Source organism: Nitrosospira sp. CT (genome assembly GCF_059489795.1).
Window position 1 is genome coordinate 1 of record NZ_JCAHZJ010000077.1, and the last position, 19520, is coordinate 19520.

The 19520-nt window shown below is 51.8% G+C and carries 13 protein-coding genes; 6 read left to right on the forward strand and 7 right to left on the reverse strand.

The window, feature by feature from the left end; all coding sequences use genetic code 11:
• Positions 1-1266 precede the first annotated feature (1266 nt).
• Entirely contained in the window at positions 1267-1623 is a 357-nt protein-coding gene (locus AC52W5_RS13865; protein ID WP_495671418.1) for a hypothetical protein, read from the forward strand.
• A gap of 610 nt (positions 1624-2233) precedes the next feature.
• Here the strand turns inward: AC52W5_RS13865 and AC52W5_RS13870 are convergent.
• The 3 genes from AC52W5_RS13870 to AC52W5_RS13880 all read right to left on the reverse strand — a co-directional run bounded on the left by AC52W5_RS13870 (position 2234) and on the right by AC52W5_RS13880 (position 6669).
• Entirely contained in the window at positions 2234-4435 is a 2202-nt protein-coding gene (locus AC52W5_RS13870; RefSeq protein WP_495671419.1) for an alpha-amylase family protein, read from the reverse strand.
• 70 nt (positions 4436-4505) lie between these two features.
• Positions 4506-5735, reverse strand: coding sequence for an alpha-amylase domain-containing protein (locus AC52W5_RS13875; RefSeq protein WP_495671420.1), 1230 nt, complete (start codon positions 5733-5735; stop codon positions 4506-4508).
• Between the two features lie 250 nt (positions 5736-5985).
• Positions 5986-6669 carry a zinc metallopeptidase gene (locus AC52W5_RS13880; protein ID WP_495671421.1) on the reverse strand — a complete coding sequence of 228 codons (684 nt, stop codon included), beginning with the start codon at positions 6667-6669 and terminating at the stop codon, positions 5986-5988.
• A gap of 495 nt (positions 6670-7164) precedes the next feature.
• On the opposite strand from AC52W5_RS13880, the gene AC52W5_RS13885 reads away from it, so the two are divergent.
• Positions 7165-10587, forward strand: coding sequence for a chemosensory receptor (locus tag AC52W5_RS13885; RefSeq protein ID WP_495671422.1), 3423 nt, complete (start codon positions 7165-7167; stop codon positions 10585-10587).
• Between the two features lie 185 nt (positions 10588-10772).
• Here AC52W5_RS13885 and AC52W5_RS13890 read toward each other — a convergent pair whose 3' ends face one another.
• A complete protein-coding gene (locus AC52W5_RS13890; RefSeq protein WP_495671423.1) occupies positions 10773-11519 on the reverse strand; it encodes a glycine-rich domain-containing protein in 747 nt (248 codons plus the stop codon).
• Positions 11520-11829: 310 nt separating this feature from the next.
• The gene (locus tag AC52W5_RS13895; protein WP_495671424.1) at positions 11830-12183 is read right to left on the reverse strand and encodes a hypothetical protein; all 354 of its coding nucleotides are present in this window, start codon (positions 12181-12183) and stop codon (positions 11830-11832) included.
• A 230-nt stretch (positions 12184-12413) separates the two neighbouring features.
• Between AC52W5_RS13895 and AC52W5_RS13900 the strand changes: the two genes are divergently transcribed.
• The 4 genes from AC52W5_RS13900 (at position 12414) to AC52W5_RS13915 (ending at position 16138) form a co-directional block, all read left to right on the forward strand.
• Complete coding sequence (locus AC52W5_RS13900; protein WP_495671425.1) at positions 12414-12812, forward strand: hypothetical protein; 399 nt, start codon at positions 12414-12416, stop codon at positions 12810-12812.
• Between the two features lie 125 nt (positions 12813-12937).
• Entirely contained in the window at positions 12938-13633 is a 696-nt protein-coding gene (locus AC52W5_RS13905) for a hypothetical protein (protein WP_495671426.1), read from the forward strand.
• 33 nt (positions 13634-13666) lie between these two features.
• Positions 13667-14629, forward strand: coding sequence for a hypothetical protein (locus tag AC52W5_RS13910; RefSeq protein ID WP_495671427.1), 963 nt, complete (start codon positions 13667-13669; stop codon positions 14627-14629).
• 117 nt (positions 14630-14746) lie between these two features.
• Complete coding sequence (locus AC52W5_RS13915) at positions 14747-16138, forward strand: SLC13 family permease (protein ID WP_495671428.1); 1392 nt, start codon at positions 14747-14749, stop codon at positions 16136-16138.
• Between the two features lie 237 nt (positions 16139-16375).
• On the opposite strand, the gene AC52W5_RS13920 is transcribed toward AC52W5_RS13915, so the two are convergent.
• Together AC52W5_RS13920 and AC52W5_RS13925 are read right to left on the reverse strand one after the other, a co-directional pair.
• A complete protein-coding gene (locus tag AC52W5_RS13920; protein WP_495671429.1) occupies positions 16376-17875 on the reverse strand; it encodes a carboxypeptidase M32 in 1500 nt (499 codons plus the stop codon).
• Positions 17876-18123: 248 nt separating this feature from the next.
• The gene (locus AC52W5_RS13925; RefSeq protein ID WP_495671430.1) at positions 18124-19479 is read right to left on the reverse strand and encodes a cache domain-containing protein; all 1356 of its coding nucleotides are present in this window, start codon (positions 19477-19479) and stop codon (positions 18124-18126) included.
• Positions 19480-19520 lie beyond the last annotated feature (41 nt).

The following is a 19520-nucleotide window of genomic DNA, read 5'->3' on the forward strand; positions in this document are numbered from 1 at the left end:
CAAACGCAATCTGCTGCTCGGTAAATTTGCTTTTCTTCACGTCATGACTCCTTTCCAAAAAGGTAAAAATCATGCCGGAAATTCTACTTTTAAATGGTACGGTTTATCGGGGTAGGGTCAGGGCTTCCAAAAGCGTTAAAGTTTTGACGAATAAATCATCATTTAATTTAGTGTGGCGAAGCTTTATCCTTATGCCATCGCGCCCATTAGGTATCTGCATGGCCAGGCGATATCGCAGGACGTAATAGTCATTTGAACAAAGTGCATTTTATCTATGGGAGAGGGAGGAAATATGGCGGATAACGAACAAAAACACCAACTTGTTCCAGTACAACCGCGAGAAACCAAACCGAAAGAAACCGTGACGCGGGTTTATGAGATAGACGGCGTCAGATACGTGGAGACTCAAGAATTCGGTTGCCAGTTGGTTAGTCGGGAGAGAAAAAGACCTCAAGTCACTATTGATAACGGAAGGCAAATCTTGGGGGAGAAGTTTGTTCCTTTGCACTCCAAAAGGTCGGGGTTATTTGAATACAAAGTCTTCTGGTGTCTCCAATCCGCTAGAGATGATCAGGGACGAAAGATCAGCAAAACACAACTATTCAGAAATTTATTCCTAAGTTAAGGAATTCATAAGTGTTTTAAAGTTTGGCTGGCAGTTATAAAGCGTGAATTTTTAGGAATCCGGCTCGATTCAAAAAGCAGAATTGAATAGCTGGGGAGTGCCCTCTGGCACACTCCCTCAGAGGGAAATCACGTTGAATGGAAGGTTGTAGATTTCCCTCGCTTCCACCAAAATTAAAAGGTCACCCTTGAGGTGGTTTTTTGATTTCAGAGCATCCAGTCGCCGGCGGATCGGATGCAACTGTTATCATTCGATCATTACTGAACTTCTACTTTTGCCCCTGCCCGTAAGTGCATTTTTCCTTCAATTTCCGATCAATCGAATTTGATCCCATCGATTTGAATCATCATTTAATTATCGATCTGGCCAAAAAATACCATGAATCTCATCATTCCGGGCTTGACCTGGAATCCAGCCCCGACCAATAATGGCGTGCTTTAAACATCACTGAAAACCGCTTTCGCCGGTATGACGTTCGTACTATTTGCTTGCCTAATTAATAGCTTGGGGTGAACTTTATCCTTATGCCTGCCAAGTTGTCGCACTCCTTGGTATCTGCATGGAAAAGCGCGCAATACTGCGGGACGTAATAAGTTATTTGAACAAAGTGTATTTTTATCTAAGGGAGAGGGAGGAGATATATGGCCAAAGAACAGAAACATGAACTTGTTCCGGCACAACCGCAAGAAATCAAACCGCAAGAAATCAAACAGGAAGAAGCCGTAACGCGAGTTTATGAGATAGGTGGTGTCAGATACGCGGAGACTCAAGAATTCGGTTGCCAACTGGTTAGTCGGGAGAGGGATAGACCCCAGGTCACTATTGATAACGGAAGACAAATCCTGGGGGAGAGTTTTGTTCCTTTGCATTCCGAAAGGTCGGGGTTATTTGAATACAAAGTCTTCTGGTGCCTCGAGTCCATTAGAAATGATCAGGGGACAAAGGATCAGCAAAACAGGGCTGTTCAGAAGTTTATTCATAAGTTAAGGAACTCATGAATGCCTTAAAGTTTGGTTGGCAGCTATAAAGCGTGATATTGCAGGAATCGAACTGAAGTCTCAAAGCAGGAATCAAACAGGCTGAACGAGTTTGCTTCGGCTCGCTTCTCATCATCTTATGCTGCTCCCAACCGGGGATCCCAAGTGAACCTGGAATCCAAGCTGATCGGATTTTAAAACTGTGTAAAATCGGAGTGAAACACCGTTGAACGGTGGAGGTAACGGTGGAGGTTGTAGATTGTCGCCAATTAAAAGACCACCCTGAGGTGGCCTTTTAATTTCAGAGTATCCAATCGCCGATCGATCTTGTTTGGACTGTTAACATTCAGTCTGCTATCTTTGTCCTTGACCCATAAGTCCATTGTATCTTCAATTTTCGATCACCCGAATCTGATCCTATCAATTTTCTCATCTTGTGTCCTGGAACACGCTAAACCACCCTCTTGATGTATTTGTCGGGGACCACAGAGAATGGGAACGCTGGAATACTTGGAGATCGAAGGAAGATGATTTCAACAGGACATATATTTTTTCATTGATTGATTTTTATCCCGGGCCAGAGGTTTGATTATTCGAGCGCGGATGTCCTGGAAAGAGGGACAGCGAGGTTTTACCTCACACGCTCCAGTCGCAAATATTGGACTTCATTCGGCGAACTGAAATGTACATGGATACCGTTTGTGAAGATGTCGTTAGCCGTTCGGGGGTGAGGCCACAAGACAGCAGAAGGGTCATCCGCGACAAGGTTGCGCACTTGATAACGCACGCCGAGATTGATATCCAGCGGAACATTACTGGGAACCGCAAAGATTTCCGGGTTCATTTGCTGATCTCGCAGGTTCACGAATACGAGTAGGATATTGTCATCCTCCCATCTTGCGACTGAAAATATTGCCTCGTTAAACTCGCCTCCCCGTTGTCTGGTCAGGAAAAAGCGGTTGGTTGAGCGTAACCCGGGGTTTTGCTCGCGAGCCGCATTGATCCTGCGGTACATCTCAAAGACCTGGGGGTTGCTCCGGCCCCAATAGTCGGTGAGGTTCTGCCAGGAATACTGAAAATCGACCTTATTGCCAACCCCCAAGGGCTGGCCCATGTACACCATTGGGGCGCCAGGAAGAGCCGCAGCCACAGCATAGCGTGCCATCATCAACCATGTATTCGGATTTCCTTCTTCATCATGGCTCGTTCCATTGCGCAGGACGGGCGCGTTATACCCGTAAATATTCGCTTCCTGCTCCAGGCTGCCGACGAGCTGGCTCATCGTAACGGCACTGTTTCTATATAACCAGTGGTCGACAGTGGTCAAGAGATCAAAGTGACGAGCGACGCGATAACGAATGGGATCAGGATCCAAAGCTTCGGCAAGAAAGATGAAGTCCCACTTCTTCTGACGGGTCTTGTTGATGATGTACTCCCAAGCCTGTGGAGGCAGCCCCTGAGCGAAGTCGGCCCGGATGCCGTCCAGCTTGTTGTCAGTCTTGTCAAGCCAGTAAGGGAAGAGATAAGCAAAGTAGTTCCAGATATTCTCAACCTCGAAATCATGGCCGCCGGCCGGATCGAGATCGGTATACAAGAGATCGCGCTCATCCTCCGCACTGCCGCGGCTCGTATCACGTCCATGGCCGGGCTTTGGACCTAGGGAAGAATAGTCGCCAAAGTACCAGTCAATCCCTGCGTCATACCATTGGTGTTCCCCCAGACGATCAGTCGGCGCATACTCGGCAATGTCGCCCTCATTGCTGGCGTGGGAGCGGTAGTTGGATTTGCTTGTACTCCATGACGGGCGAGCACGGGCAACCGGCTGCCGCGCCTCATTTTGGGGAACAAGCCCTAGGTCGGCCGCTCCTTGCCCAAAGATGACATCACGTCCGGCGTGGTTGAGTGCGACATCGATAAAAACGTTCAGGTCGAGGTCTTCAGCCTTGCCCACCAAATACCCAAACTCACGCAGAGCAGACTCAGAAGTGCCTCCTTCCGAAAGTCGCTCACTGACAGACCAGTAATCCCGCGCGGCGTACGGACTGCCCGGAGAGTAATTTTCCACGCGTCGCCCCTGGTTCGGGTCCAGGCGTTCTTTTGTATTGGGGAATATTGGCATCAGCCAGAGTGTATTAAACCCCAGTGTGCTGCGAACATAGTGAAGGTTGAAAGGATCGTAACCATCCCGATCGTGATCGGTGAAGTCGTCGAGTGTACTGTGCTGTTGACCCGGTCCGCCCGACGTGGCTTCCACCACATACGGATTGGCTTCGTAAAGCGTCAGGTTCAAGGCTTTTCGCGGTGAAACGACAATGGCAGCATCACGTTGCATCCGGCCATCAGCTTTGAAATCGTTATGCCAACGCCACGGGCCATTGCCAATGCGGAACCGTCCCGTCAGCCTGTAGGCGCCGGCGCGGGTTGCAGCCAGCGTTGTTTTATATAGCTCATTATTGCCCACGTGGCTGACATAGCTCATCGGATAGGTCATATAGTAGCTGCCGGGGCGGCCAGCATCATTTACATTCTCCCAGACCTTGGCGTGGTCCCGTCGATTCAGGTTCGTAAAGACTTCCACCTGCAGCCCCGATAGCGCGTGCCCATCGGCATTGACTTGAACCAATACATCGAAGAAAACCTGCTCGTTTCGATCCTCATCCAGAAAGTAATGGACTGTCCCATAATTTCCAGGTCTCGCGTCACGCCACACCACGTCATCCCGGATCGCCAACCCTCCCATCCAGGGTTCCGCCCTGCCGACCGTCGGCAGCAAGAGGAAGATGCCAAGGCCGAACAGAGCTGCTTTCAACAACCTGGTACATTTGGATTTCATGCTCCCTCCTCTGGATGAGAAACCGGGTCCATCTCAATAAGAATAGACCAGGCACAAATTCCATTTCATGCTATCGGGGAGCCAACATCACGTAACTCATGGGTGGGATCCAAACCTCCACGTATCCGTCATTGTTGGTCCACTTGTCTTCTACATGAAAACTGTAATCATGCAGCTTCATGTTCCTCCAGGAAGTTTGCACCCATTGGTGGGACCAAGTCTCGGATTGATTGATTCCTGCAAGCAGATGTCCGGCACGTTCGAAAATTAGCGTGTTACGGTCTTTGTAGCGATTGATGTACGTGCCTTTTGCAAGATTCTCGTGAATCCAGACGAGGTTATTGATGGCCTTGTCATTAAGGAGCACGTTGTAGAAAGAGGGATACCCAGGGTAGGCTGAAATAAATGCATAAGCCAGCAAACGGTTGGGTGGAGGGCCGTAGTCGTGGTTTTCAACAAACGTCAGCGCTTTCTCGCCATTGCGCGCTGCGTATCCGGTTCCATCGAGAGCGGCAAGATTGCCCCCAAACTTGAAGTTGTCCGCCATCGCGGTATAGAGGCTCTGGTCAGTGACCGCCATGCCCGTATCGACATACGTTTGAAGCTTGTTTATATCCGACTCGACAACTTCGCCAAAATTGTATTTGCCCCATGCGTTGACGTTATTGACTATGTAGTCCTTCCAGAACCATTTCGGCACATGTTTTGCTGCATCCCAGCGATAGCCGTCAAATCCCATATTGTTGGTTTTAACGAGAAAAGCAAACAGTTCCTGCCGTACATACGGAGATTCTTGTGCCAAGTCCTCAAGTCCAAATAAAGAACCATTCTCAACTTGGTGCTCATCTTGCCAGTTCGAAATTCCTCCTGCCTGGTGAAAGTGTTCCGGACGAAATCGGTCATACGTAAAACGATGGTTCTGGCACATATGGTTCATGACCATATCGGCATAAATGTGCATGCCCGCACCGTGGACTGATTCGATGAGATCGGCCAATTGCTGTTCAGATCCGTGGGAACTGTTGAAGCTGGTGAAATCCTGCGGGTTATACCCCTTGCTTATTCCACATGATTTCTGATGCGGCGGAATCAAAATAGCGGTATATCCTGCCGCTCGTATCTGATCGACATGCTGCTTGATGAATTCCCAGTTCCATGGAAACTGGGCACGAGAGTGGGGATCGTGCTGGAGTTGAAGTATTACGCCGCCCTGGCTGCCCTGGGGGGCCAATCCTAGTGACAGGACAACAATAATGAGAAATTGAATGATCTTCGAAGCGAAACGCAGTTTTTTGTTCATATGAGATAGCTCCGTGATCGCACAGGGGACGAGAAGCTCGATTTGAATTTACTCCTGACAGATCATCCGTTCATCGCACTTCCAAATCATAGTCCGCGTTTACTCTGTGAGATGATTGGACTTCATCAGAGAAATTGAAAAGCGGGGTAGAGGCAGCGAAGAGTGGTGGGGATTGGAAATCAGAGCCGTTCAAGATCAATGGTAAGCCAGCCGAATTCACCCCCTTTGATCATTTTGCATCTGGCCTCCATCACCGGCGCAAGATCGCCAACCAACGAGCCATGTTGAGGAGAGTCATCAGGGAAGCTGCGACATAAGTCCATGCCGCGGCGCTGAGCAAGCGCCGGGCGTGCGGCATATCACCATCGAGCAGGTGGCGCTCTTGCTCCAAAAGCGGTAGCGCCCTGTCGAAACTGGCATTCAACTCCATCGGTAAGGTTACCGCGTGCACGAGCACCGCGCTTCCCAGTGTCAAGATGCCACCGACAAGCAAAAGCAACCCCGCCGCAGGTGAGCGGAATACCGCCATCATTACAGGAGCCAACATCAGGATACCGGCACCCAGTTTCTCCACACCAGCAGTCCATTGCACCAGTCTTGTACGCATGGCAAGGGGTGGATAGTTATCGTGATCCTGAATGGCATGGCCAACTTCGTGCGCTGCAACTGTTATAGCTGTCAGTGAACGGCCGTTGAATTTATCCGGTGTGAGACGGACTGCTTTTTTCAACGGGTCATAATGATCGCCCGATTCGGTTACCTCCACCCCTACATGTGGCAGCTCCGCACTGTTCAGCAGGTTACGCGCCAATTCCGCTCCGGTAAATGAATAGCGATTCGCGGGTTCGCTATATTTTTCCATTATATGTTTGACCCAATAGGAAGGCCCGACGATCAGGAGAGCGATGGAACAGATCAATATCAGATAAAGCATGCGGAAATTTAATAAAAAATTACTTTAATCGACTGTCAAAATGGCGCTTATCTATAACTTCGCTTCGAAGCGCGCTATCTGCACGTTTGATCAATAATGTTCAAAATAATTTCTTGATCCCAATCCAGACAACGCCTGATGCCCCACAGATACACAGCAAAGTCATTGAGCCACTCCTATAATTATTTTAAAGATCGTTCCTTGATAACAATGTTCGCGCCTCGAAAAACAAGAGCAAGAGGAAACGAAAAACATGGACACCGGTTTTGTGCAATCCATTACTTTTTCCGCATCCGACTTCCGCCAAGATTCAGCCGGGACGTATTTCTTCATCGAATTTGCGGTCCCAGTCCGGATTACCGCGCTAATCCGATCCACCTCTACCCTTTCCTCTATCCTGAAGGCAAAGGTTTGCAGGAGGGTAAATCGCCAAAGAATTTTCCCCATCCTGCTCCCGCTCACACCCTGTGATGATAACTCGGGGGCTACCGCAGAATGATGCCCTCGGTAAAAGAGCCCCTTGCCGGGCTGGCTCTGCTTGTCATATTCGGATTCCTGATCTGGTACAACCGCCCGATTGAAAACCCCCGCCTCTCTGACCCTAATCCTCAGAGCCGAACTTCGCGCTTCACTGGAGAAGATGCTTATGAAGCCTGGCTGTGGACGGACCCTTTCAGGTTCGATCCCGCTGACGGATCAGGCGGAATGGCCGAGGCATGGGCTTTGGCCGCCAAGGGGGGAAAACGCGATGAAAATTTCAGCACGGCGGTTCCAGCCGGTCTGACATGTAAAGCCTCCCTGAAAGATGCCCTCAATCTCGACAAAGAGAGGAGTGAAGGAATCCCCGAACGGATCGTACTGGCCCCGCTGGTCAAAGTCGCGCCCCACACCCTTGAAAATAAGGAGATGCGCACGAGGCAGCGCTATGCGGTCGTTGCTGGCCTGGTGGAATCGGGTTACCGTCAACTGGAGCCGGGAACGCTGCATTTTTGCTCCATTCAGGAGAATCGCCGCGAATATGACATGCGCTGGGAGCATTACCAGCACGAGTCCACGTCCAAAGATGGCAAACCCGAAGGCGGCAAACCCGATATTGTCGTTGCCTGGATCGACAGCGGGATACTGATCGACGAGAGCAAGTTTGCCGCAGGTCATGATTGCACCAGAAGGTGCAGCTTTGCTTTCAAGAACCTGCTGAAAGAGATCCGCAAAAATAACAAAATCTACCTCTTCGATGTGAGCAACATTCTGGGTCCCGAGCGTTCCAGCCAGGTAGAGGACCACATCAATTGCATCGAAGATCAGAATGCCAAGTGCCAAGTAACTGGGGCGAAGGGCGGAAAAGGGGGGCAGGTTGGATGCCATAACGATGTAAATATCCATCTCATCAAGCTTGTCGGAATGGAAAGCAAGGAAAAGCAAGTCAAATGCAATGACAAGACAGGCACCGCGACATCCGACACAAGCACATCCGGACAAGCGAGGAAGGACGCTCGGGCAACATGCGAAGAGCCTGCTAGGCAGGCAACGGGCGGGACAGGGCAGTGCGATAGCAAAAACCCCAGTGAAGAGACGGGCAGCGAAAAACTTGCTGGATTACTTGCCAGGGAACTGACGCTGCGCGGCGTTACGCACTGGTCGGAAGTAATGACCATTTCGGAACAGAACTCGGAAGATATGGCTGCCTTGGCGGGCAATATCCGGAAGTCCCTAAGTAAATTGTTTGCCGAACAGAAATGCGCCAAACCGGAGTGCGGTCACCAGAAATCCGATAGCGGCAGCGGCGCAGCCAGCCGTCCCGATGAAATAAGAAATGTCTTCTATCTGAAGGGCCTGGACGGAAACCCAAAAAAAACCGGCAACCGGGATGAAAAAGATAAGGATAAAAAAGATAAAAATGAAGTCCGATCGGCAGACAAGACTGAAAAAGTTCCTTCCATCGATCTGCATCATTCGCCGCCGCTGCCTCTCGGATCAGGCCAGTTGGATTACTTCCATCGACTGGCGGGGGAAATAAAAAATGTTCATCATACTGTGGATATTGATAAGCGCAACAGCGGCATAAGGGCAGTAGTCATTCTCGGCAGCGATTTCAACGACAAGTTGCTGATAATCGAGGCCTTGCGCGAGAAGATGCCGCATCTCCTGATTCTCACGACGGATCTGGATGCGCAGATGCTTCACCCGAAATATTGGCGCTCCACCAGAAACCTCGTCGTCGCCTCGCACTTCGATCTGCTGCTGCGTGAGAAAACCAAAGAAGATCAAAACAAACCTGATAAGCGACCCTTTGAGCAACGCGCATCCCAGGATCAATTTCCTCCCTTTCGGGACAGCCAGCAGACCAATATCTTTTACCGCACTCTGAGCATCGCCGCGGCCGATGGCAGCGGTATTCAGGAATCAGCGGAAACCTTTCCCCGCATTTTTGAAGTCGGTCGAAACGGTTTTGTCCACCTAGGAGTTGCGGAAAACGCGCAGCATTATCATCCTCCCGACGATACCCGGAAAAATACCGCTAAAGAACTATGGCTCCTGCTCCCGATTGCGGTTTCCCTCATCGTTTTTCACTGCGCCATACGCCCCCGGTCCGGCCTGTTCTCCAGATACCTGTTTTTCGCCATGTCAGTAATATTCGCTCTTGCTTTCGGTTTTGGCACGTATTTTTTTTCCGCGAATAAATTGAGGGAGCCGTTCAGTTTTGCCGATGGCGTGAGCCTCTGGCCTACTCTATTCATACAGATCATTGCGGTTTTATTGGCGCTCTGGTTTTTTGTTCAAACCATACGCGAGCTTAAAGAGAGCTTTTGCAATTTGAGCAGACGGTATTTTTCAAACATCTCCCAAAAACAGAGTAATCCAGGTAAATGTGAGCTGTGGTTAAGAAGGCTGAAAGAATGGGTTACAACAGGCGTTCTATCTGTTGTGCTCATAGGGACGATTATTGTCTATGCATGGAATGATGTTTATCCGTCAGAATTTCCCTTCTCCTGGTGCTTCGGAATTCTCGCGGTCATCGCAATTATTTATCTATTTTTTGTTGAAGGAATGAAAATTACGGATGTTTCAATCAAACATTGGGTGGAGACAAATAGCTGGTCCGACACAAATACCGATGGAAAGGAGCCTGAAATCATTCTGTGGGATCTGTGGAAAGAATATTACAACCATGGCCAGCTTGGTCCTCGCTCAATCCGAGTTGTATGGATATGGCTGATTTTTGCCATCATCGAAACCCTGCTTGTCTACCTGCTGCCTCCCTGGCCATTGCCATGGCGAGGCGCTACTGATCCAGCCAACTGGATCGACATGATTCATCTGGATCTCCCCCCGTGGGTAGGCGTGATAAGCTTTACGGTGACGATGCTTCTGCTCTTCTTCGTACTCGATGCGGTGAGGCTGAATTTTTACTGGATCAAGAAGCTGTGTACACAGCATCCATTCCTTACGGGTTGCGTCCCCCACCGTCTTGGTTATTCATCCGTCCTTCAGCGTCTTGATGGACTTGAAAATATCGTTTCGCTGGTCGCCGCGAGAACGCAGGCAGTCGACAGGCTGATCTATTACCCCATGTTTTGCATCATGCTGATGCTGCTTGCCAGGATCACCTATTTCGACAACCGGGAATTCCCGCTCAGCAAGGGCATCACCTTCGCCGTGGCGATTTCGTTTCTGTTCTTTTCCGGCTTCGTGCTCCGGCACGAAGCAAGCGAGCTCAGGAATTTCGTCAAAAAGAGCTTGCAGGACCTGCGCGTGAATAACGCTACCCGAAGAATAGATGAAACCATCAGCAGGATAGACGCCATCGACGAGGGCGCATTCCAGCCCATGCTGGAGCAGCCCGTCATGCAGGCATTGTTGATCATGCTGGCCTCGGTCGGCCTTTTTGCCGGTGAGTATCTTAAAGTATTTGGATGATCCAAGAGAAAGAGAAACGGGTCAGTTTCAGGAAGCGGAAAAAGTTCGTACATCTCCATTCTGCCGCTGGCGGACAGTTTCTGACATCCAGGGAGGCTGTCGCCCGAGACGAGACGCAGCAAATCATCTTGGGACTACGCTCGTCGAATGCCTGAAACCTCTTTTCCTGCCTGCTGCCCTGCTTCTCAGCTGCCATCACATCCACCACAGCCACAACCGCTGCCCTCGCCGGAGGCGCCTTCTCCGCCGTCGCTTGCCTGATCGCCATTCGCCGCGTAGTCATTATCGAGAGAATGTCGGAATCCGTCCGGAATGAGCAATCTTGCGTCTATTTCAAACAAGAACGGTAGGCGCTCCGGTTTCCTGGGGTCGATCCTTTCCCATTTGCAGGCGAGCCGCCAGGCTGTCTTCATTCCTGCATCGGCTCCATTGGATGATACCGTTGCTGCCGATACCCCGCTAGCCGGCACATGATGCAGGAAGCGGTTGAGGCCCTTGTTGCAGAATTCCGCATATTCGCGCGTGAACAGAATGAACTCGTGCCAGGCTGCATCCACCGCCTGCGAGGGCATCGATACCCTGCCGCCTCTCGCGGTATTGCACAATATGAAGTATTGCCGCAGTCCTAGCATGACCAGGGACAGTTTCTCCTCCGACAGGTGGGGGTAGCGTTTCCTGACTCGCTCCGCGACGGGAGCCGGAAATTCATACGCACGCAGGTATTTTATTCGTTCTGCATCCTTGCTCCTGTGGATGCACCAGTAAACAAAGAAACCCAAGGCAACCAGCAGAAGCCACGAGTCCCATATCAGGGACAGGAGAAAACCGCCGCCGACGATCAGCCAGAACAGGTTTGGTTCCTGTTTCGGGCTGTCCAGTGGTGGCGCTGCCAAAACGTCTCTGTTCTGGTATGAATTTCCCTGAGTATCCATGATTCACCTCCATGCCGTGAAATGCGATGCTTGTCTAGGCGAGTCTCATCCAGCCTGATTTTCCGGGAGCGGAATCAAGTATTCGCCGGGTGGTAGCCGGCGGCAAGCACAGGGCTGCGTAGTTTCCTTACGCAGGTGTGTACAGAAGAAGATCGGGACGCCGGAGGTACTACTATATAAGGGCAAGGGCCAGGGAGAAATCGGGCTTTACCCGATGAAGAGCTGACTGCGGAGCTGGCGCGGGGAAGATGTTTCTCGAAATCCGAGCCGGGCTGTGAGAGTAATTGAGCCACCATTCGCGGCCAGTTTCCTAATCCGAGGATCGCTTGTCCTGCAGGGGGAAGCGTTGCAAAAGAGGTCGGGGAAGAGTGGCGGTCACCTTCGTGCTGCCTGGCGCCGAGGTAATGGTCAGCCATCCGCCTGCCTCTTCCACGCGGGCTTTCGTATTACCCAGACCCCCCGTTTCGCGGCTGTGACTACCGACCCCTAATCCGGATCGAACCAATGCCATCGTCCCATACGATGAGCCACACCGCCTGCCTGTCCCTGCCAGGCGCAACGCAGCCTTGCTGGCGAGATGCACCGGTTCGATCACTTCGCGCTGCTCCCAGTATGCGTGAGACAGGCGCATGCGCATCCATAGGGCTATGTAGATGGGGTGCATGCATTTACGCTTTTCTTTCTTTTTTCGTTATCTGCGTTATCTGTTTCCCGGAAAAAGCGATTTTCCTCTCATCGGCACCAGCAGGCACCCGGCAAGTGCTACGTAATCTTGCGTAGCTGGCGTACGTATTCCTGCGCTTTTCCGGGGATTCGTTCAGGCGTGTAATACCTCAATCCGCGCCATGGTTCACAGAATATAACTAGATCAACTTGAAAATAAGGGGAAAAGCAATGATCTCAAGAAAATGGACAGCCTTTGTTTGCGTGCTGGCATTGGTTTTTAGCTCTGGGTGTTCAGTCTTCATGGCCGCCAAGCAGCCAGACAAGAAGAATGTTGATTTATTCCGGCTAGGTACTCCTCGGACCATGCTTTTGGGAGAGTTTGGCGCCCCTGCTACAAGCGAGACAAGAAATGGCAGGAAATATGAAGTTTTCAAGTTCGTCCAAGGGTACAGCACTGGGGTAAAAGCTGGCAGGGCGCTTTTCCATGGAGCCGCCGATGTGATGACCCTGGGCTTATGGGAGGTGGTTGGCACTCCGGCCGAAGCTGTCTTTAGTGGCGATGAAATGGCATTCGAGGTTTCGTATGACCGGAATAATCGGATCAACCAGGTAACGACAATAAAGTAATAGCTGAAATCTTTAATAGTTGCCCATCATTCAGCTTTGAAAATTTTTTTCATATAAAAGTGATGTTCCTGAGGCATTTCTCGAAAAAATTGAATTCGGCCTTTAATTGTTCCACATTGAAAATCATGCCAAATAAATATTTTATTATTTCCGCTCTCATTGCAGCTGCTTTGATCCTCACCGGTTGTGCTACGCCTCAGCGGCCTCTTTCTCTTTCTAAAAGCACATTAGCTTCAAAAACCCATCGGGTTGGTGTCGCCATGACGCCCCTGCCAAAAGTGGACATGCAGTTGCCGGGAGCCAGCTGTTTGCTCTGTATCGCTGCCGCGACTCTGGCAAATTCCTCGCTTATCGATCACACACGGACATTGCCGCACGAGGACCTACCAAAACTCAAGAACAGCCTGGCTGAACTGCTTCGCAAAAAGGGTTCAAATGTAATCGTGATCTCCGAAGACGTCGATATCAGCAAGCTGTTGGATTACAGCGGCAAAGGCACTGACATCGCCGAGAAAGATTTTTCTCCACTGAAGCAAAAATACGGCATCGACAAAGTTGTTCTTATCCAGATCACGGACTTGGGGATGCTTCGGCCTTATTCCACCTATTTTCCCACTAGCGAGCCTAAAGCAATATTGAAAGGAGTGGGGTCCATGGTCAGCCTGAACAACAATGCTTACGAATGGTACATGCCGGTGGAGCTGGCGAAGGGCTCAGAGGGTCCATGGGACGAGTCTCCGAATTTTCCGGGTTTAACCAACGCCTACTTCCAGGTATTGGAAATGGGCAAGGATGCCTTTCTCAAGCCATTCAATAATTGATGACATGCTTATAGTCGAGGAGACTTTTCATTCATGAGACCTGCACTGGCACGACAAATGATACCAACAGCATTAGCTGTCGCAGCCATCACACTCATTATCGTAATGTCCCCAGCAGAGGCTGGCAGCGATGCCCGATCCGGGGAGAGAACAGTCCCTGTAAGGTTGGGCACAGAACAGAATTGGTCTGTCCGCCTGCCGGAAGCTGACAAGGTGGTCTACAAGGGTGAGGTCATTCAAGACAACAGGAACGTTGAGGCAGAAGGAATCCATTCCATCGATGTTCTTTATTCTCTGGCGTTTGTCACCGGGAAGTACATCAAGGAATATGGAAAAGATGAGGAACTTCAGACTGAAGCTGACAAAGTACTCCTCCCATACCAAACCGCACTCGGCAATTTCACATACAGGGAATTGGTGCAGCGAGGATTGAATAAGACATCGGTGGGTGGCAGCAAGAAATGGGTGGAGTTCAATTCGCCATCCGTAGCTGAATGGGTAGTTGAAGTAATGCCATCCTTCACTCTTACTCAAGACCAAAGTGCCATAGTTCTGAATAACCATATTGCCATCTATGCTCCCGGTGCACCTTCAGAGCCTCTTTATAAAAATCTCATCAGGATTGTTTCCGATCCAAGGAATGAACCGGACCCTGCTGGTCTCTGGATGAGGGGCGGGGGTGAAAGACTGAAGGAGGAGAGCGCTGATCTCTTCGCACGATCTTTAGAAATCGCCTGGAGGGAAATAGGCAATGCTTCCCGCAAGGATGATCCAGCCCGCCCAAAGACGATACGGTATCGGCAGGGAAAATCAGAAAAGATGGAACGGGCAGGGGTAATTGATATGAGATGCAATCGCGCGGTGATCAGGACCTTGAGGGGTTGGCTCATGTCTGTTCCGTTGGCGGAACCAAGGGAGGACGCAACCGGGAACGAATGCAACAATAAACTCAGCCAGAACCTTGTGGAATTTAGGGGGAATACCTTTCTTCCTTGAGCAGTTCGGGGCGCTGTAGGCAAAACAATGTAAGCCTAAGCCCAATGTAAGCCTCATGCTGCCTGAAAACTACTTTGAGAAAGTAAGCGGGTAAGATATTTCAAGCCGGATAGGAGCATGCTAACACTGATAAATTCCTCTCCCCGTCACTGGGCATTGTTCGCAGGTCCTCTGCTTGCTGCTGCCCTTGCTCTAGCAATGAGTTCATATGGTTGGGATGCCAGAGCGTGCTGGACCGGGGCAATCTCTGTTCTCTGCGTCGTCTGGTGGATCTTTGAGCCCATCCCCATTCCTGCCACGTCGATTATCCCGCTGGCGGTATTCCCCCTGGTAGGTGTAATGCCGCAGGAGAAGATAGCCGCCGCTTACGGCAGCGATCTGATTTTACTGATGCTGGGCGGCTTCATGATTTCCGCAGCGATGGCGCGTTCGGGTTCGCACCGGCGGCTCGCACTGACGCTCGTCAACGTTATCGGAGGACACAGCAGCCGGCGAATCGTGCTGGGTTTCATGTGCGCATGCGCCCTAGTCAGCATGTGGATTTCCAATACTGCAACAGCCGTGATGATGTTGCCCATTGCCCTCGCCGTAATCGATGAGAGCCAGGATAAAAATCTTGCTGCACCGCTGCTGCTGGCTATTGCCTACGGCTGCAGTATCGGTGGTCTTGGAACGCCGATCGGTACGCCCCCTAATCTGGTGTTCATGCAGCAGTACCGGATATTCACCGGCAATACAGTGAGTTTCACCGAGTGGATGAGCTGGGGCCTGCCAACCGTGCTGTTACTGGTGCCGCTTGCGGGCTTTTGGCTCACACGCAACCTGAACTACCTAGGGGAACTGGTCATGCCTCCACCGGGACCGTGGCGGCCGGAAGAGCGACGCGTAATGATCGTTTTTGGCATTACCATCCTCGCCTGGCTGACCCGTACTGAGCCGTTTGGCGGATGGAGTACCTGGCTCGGCTTTGCGGAGGCTAACGACGCCGTGGTCGCCTTGATTGCCGTGGTGGTGATGTTTCTGGTTCCCAATGGACGTGGGAGCAGGCTGCTGGACTGGGAGTCCGCAGAGAAAGTGCCATGGGGCACTCTCATTCTCTTCGCGGCCGGTATCACCATAGCGCAAGCCTTTGTCGAGTCCGGCCTGTCAAGGTTCGTTGCCCAGCAACTGGCAGTTCTTTCCGGCCTGCACCCCCTGGTCATCATCGCTGCCATTGCACTGGTGGTAACCTTTCTCACTGAGACTACCAGCAATACGGCAACCACAGTCCTGTTGATGCCGCTTCTCGCACCAGCGGCTATTGTAGCGGATGTTGACCCGAGCCTCTTGATGGTGCCAGCAGCGATGAGTGCAAGTTGCGCCTTCATGCTGCCTGTTGGAACTCCGCCCAATGCCATCGTTTTTGGCACCGGCCGCATCCCTATCACCTACATGGCAAGGGAAGGGTTGGTTCTTAATTTGATAGGTGCCGTGATAATTACTCTGGTTTGTTATTTTCTGGTTGCATAGCGCAAATATGCCGCCCCAAGGGGCTATAACGCTGGGTTCAGCGCTTGCGCGATTGCTTCATCAACCTGCACAGACCGCCGTATGTTCAAGTCATAGCCAGTTGGTGATGGCATGGTGCAATGTAGAGTGGGGACGGACTATAGTATCGTCAGTTTCCTGGTGTTTTTGACGCCTTGCCCGTCGAAGCGGAAAACCCTGAAGCCAGTGCGTCAGTCACTCTTGTCGCTGTGGAAGTCCCTACAGGTATTTCCGCGTCAGGTACGCAACGAAGGGTTTCGACGATAAGTCGTGACCGGTCATACGGCGGATCAGTTCTTGCGGGAAAAGACTTGAGCCGTACTGATAAATGTTTTCCTTCAGCCATGAATGAAGGGTGCTGAAATTTCCCTGCATCATCGCCTCCGGAATTTCAGGATGGGCCTCAAGAGCAGCCTCGAAGCACTGTGCGCTAAAGAGATTTCCAATCGTATAGCCCTGGAACATTCCGCCAACGCTCCCGTAATACCAATGGACATCCTGAAGACAGCCCTGAGCATCGGACGAGGGGCGTACGCCAAGGTCAGCCTCATACCGGTCGTTCCAGGCCGCAGGCAGATCCTTCACTTGGAGCGAGCCATCCAGAAGCTGCGATTCGATGTCGAAGCGGATCATGACGTGAAGGTTGTAGGTCACCTCATCGGCCTCGGTGCGAATCAACGACGGTTCCACGCGATTAATGCCGCAATAGAATTCTTCCAGCGAAACATCCCCAAGAGCCTCTGAAAAACGGGTCTGCAGGTGGGGATAAAAATATGTCCAGAATTCCCGGGACCGGCCCACCTGGTTTTCCCACAGCCGGCTTTGGCTCTCGTGAATGCCGGCGGAAGTGCCGTGACCGAGAATAGTGCCATCCAGGCTTGGCGAAAGCCCCAGCTCGTAAAAGGCGTGACCACATTCGTGAATGGTGCTGAAAATGCCATCACAAACATTTGTCTCGCTGATCCGGGTGGTAATGCGCACATCCCCGGCGCCAAGCTTTGTCATGAACGGGTGGTGGGTGAGGTCCTGCCGCCCCCGATTGAAGTCATAACCGATATTCCTGGCAAGCCAGTTCAAAAACTCCAATTGCCGGGACTTGGGATAGGCCCGTGACAAAAAATCGGTTCGTGGCCTGCTGCGAGACGACACTTCCCGGACCAATGGTACGAGATCACGCCGAAGGTCAGCAAAAAGCGTCTTGATAGCTGTCGTGGTCATGCCAGGGTCAGCGTCTTCGATGTGTGGGTCCATCGGATGCGCCCATGCGGTTTCTCCGGTGTTGAAGAAATCCGAGAGGGCGCGTGAGTATGCGACCGTCTTTTCCAGAAAGGGCGCGACGACGTTGAAGTCGTTCAATTTCCGTGCATGGACCCAGGCTTCGTAAGTTTCGGCCATGTGCTGAAAAAATTCGGCCTTGAAACCGGAAGGGATTTTCGACGCACGGACAAACTGCCGGCGGGCCAGCCGCAGGAACGCCCGATCGTCTGCAGACAGCATTGCATCGGGCAATGCCGCTGTTTCCTCCAGAAGCGTGGCCAGATCGGGGTCGATGAGTTTTTCGTGAGCGGCCTTTTCGACCGTGGCTATCATACGGCCCCGGGAGGCTGTTCCGTCCTGAGGCATGTGGGTGGACATATCCCAATGGAGCACGGAAACGGCCCGCCTCAGGTCATCGATTTCTGCAAACCGGGCCTTCAACGACTGGAGGGCTGGATACATGGCAGCATTGTCCTTTCTAAGTGAGAAGCGCCCCCGAAAAATAAAAGCTTTTTTTCATGGGAATGAAAGATGAAATTACATGGAAATGGTTAAAGGCGCAATCGGGTAACGTGGCGTTCACCTGCCGTTATCTTGAATTTCCACAAAGTCTTACCTTTCTTTGCGGAACAAGGCATGGTGCTGATCCGTATCCTGACTGACCGAACTACGTTGTGACGGTCATCGAGTGACCATTCGCAACCAGTATCCTAATCGGAAGATCGCAGGTCCCGCATGGGGAGGAAGCGTTGCAAAAAAGGTCGAGGGATGGTGGCAGTCACCTTCGTGCTGCCCGGTCTTGACGTAATGGTCAGCCGTCCGCCTGCTTCTTCCACGCGGGCTTTCATGTTGCGCAGGCCCACTCCGTGTGAGCGACTGGCGGCCAAGCAATCCGACTCGAAGCCAATGCCGTTGTCCCATACTATGAGCCGCATGGCGTGCCTGGTCCCTGCCAGGCGCAGCGCAGCTTTGGTAGCGTGGGAATGCTGCCTCATGTTCTTCAGGCATTCCTGGGCGAGGCGATAGAAGGCAAGGCTGTTGCCATTGGAAAGCCCTTCGACCAGGCCGTGCCTGCGGAACTGGATTGAGGTCGTGTCATTTTCCATGTCCTGCGCAAGCTGCCGTAACGCTGCCGCCAGCCCAAGATTCTTAAGGATCATCGGGTGCAGGCCATGCGAGATTTCCCGCGTTTCCTGCAGGACATCCTTCAGATCCTTAACCAGATTCCGGAACACAGCTTGTGCCGGAACATAGGCAGGCGGTATGACCGCTAGATGGATGAGGCCGGCACTTGCCTGCATTCTGGCAGCTGCGAGCCGCTGGCAGATGCCGTCGTGCAGTTCGCTCGACAGCCGTACGCGTTCCGTTTCCTCCGCCTCGCGCCGGCCCCGGATATTGAGCATCAGGCCAAAAAAAATGATTGCCGCCATTCCCAGAAAGGCGAGGCTCCCTATCCAGCGCATCGTGGCACGGTTGTTGCCGGTGACCTGCGTGTCCACCTTTTTCAGCACATACTCCACATCTTCGAGATAGATGCCAGTGCAAAGCAACCATCCCCATTCTGGCAACGGCATGACGTAGGTAAGCTTGAGAGCAGGCTTTCCGCTGGATGGCTTTCCGATGACATATCTGACAAAGCCGCCGCCCTCGCGACCTCGTGCAATGAGGTGCTGGACATGAGGAAATCCGTTGAGGTCGCGATAGTCGAGCCGGTTCATTCCGATCAGCTCGGGGGTGCGGGGATGCACAAGCAAGATCCCCTGCAGGTCATACACGAAAAAATAGCCGTCGTCCCCATAATCCATGCGGGTGAGGATGGCTTTGGCTTCCGCTTTTGCTGCCTCGTCCGTCCGGTCTGAATCATAAAGATGAGCAATGGCATGCTGCGCCAGCACCAGGTAGCTCCTGAGCTCGGCTTTTTTGCTGGCAAGATACGCCGGTTCGATGACCTCGCGCTGTTCCTTCGCCAGTTCGATCGACTGGGTGTTTACGGTGATGGCCAACGCAACGAGCGCCAGAATCAGCGGTGCCAAGGCGAGCAGGATGATTTTTTTGCGCAGCTTCACGACCGCTCGGCCGGCAGGGGAAGGTTCAGGTCATCGGCAAG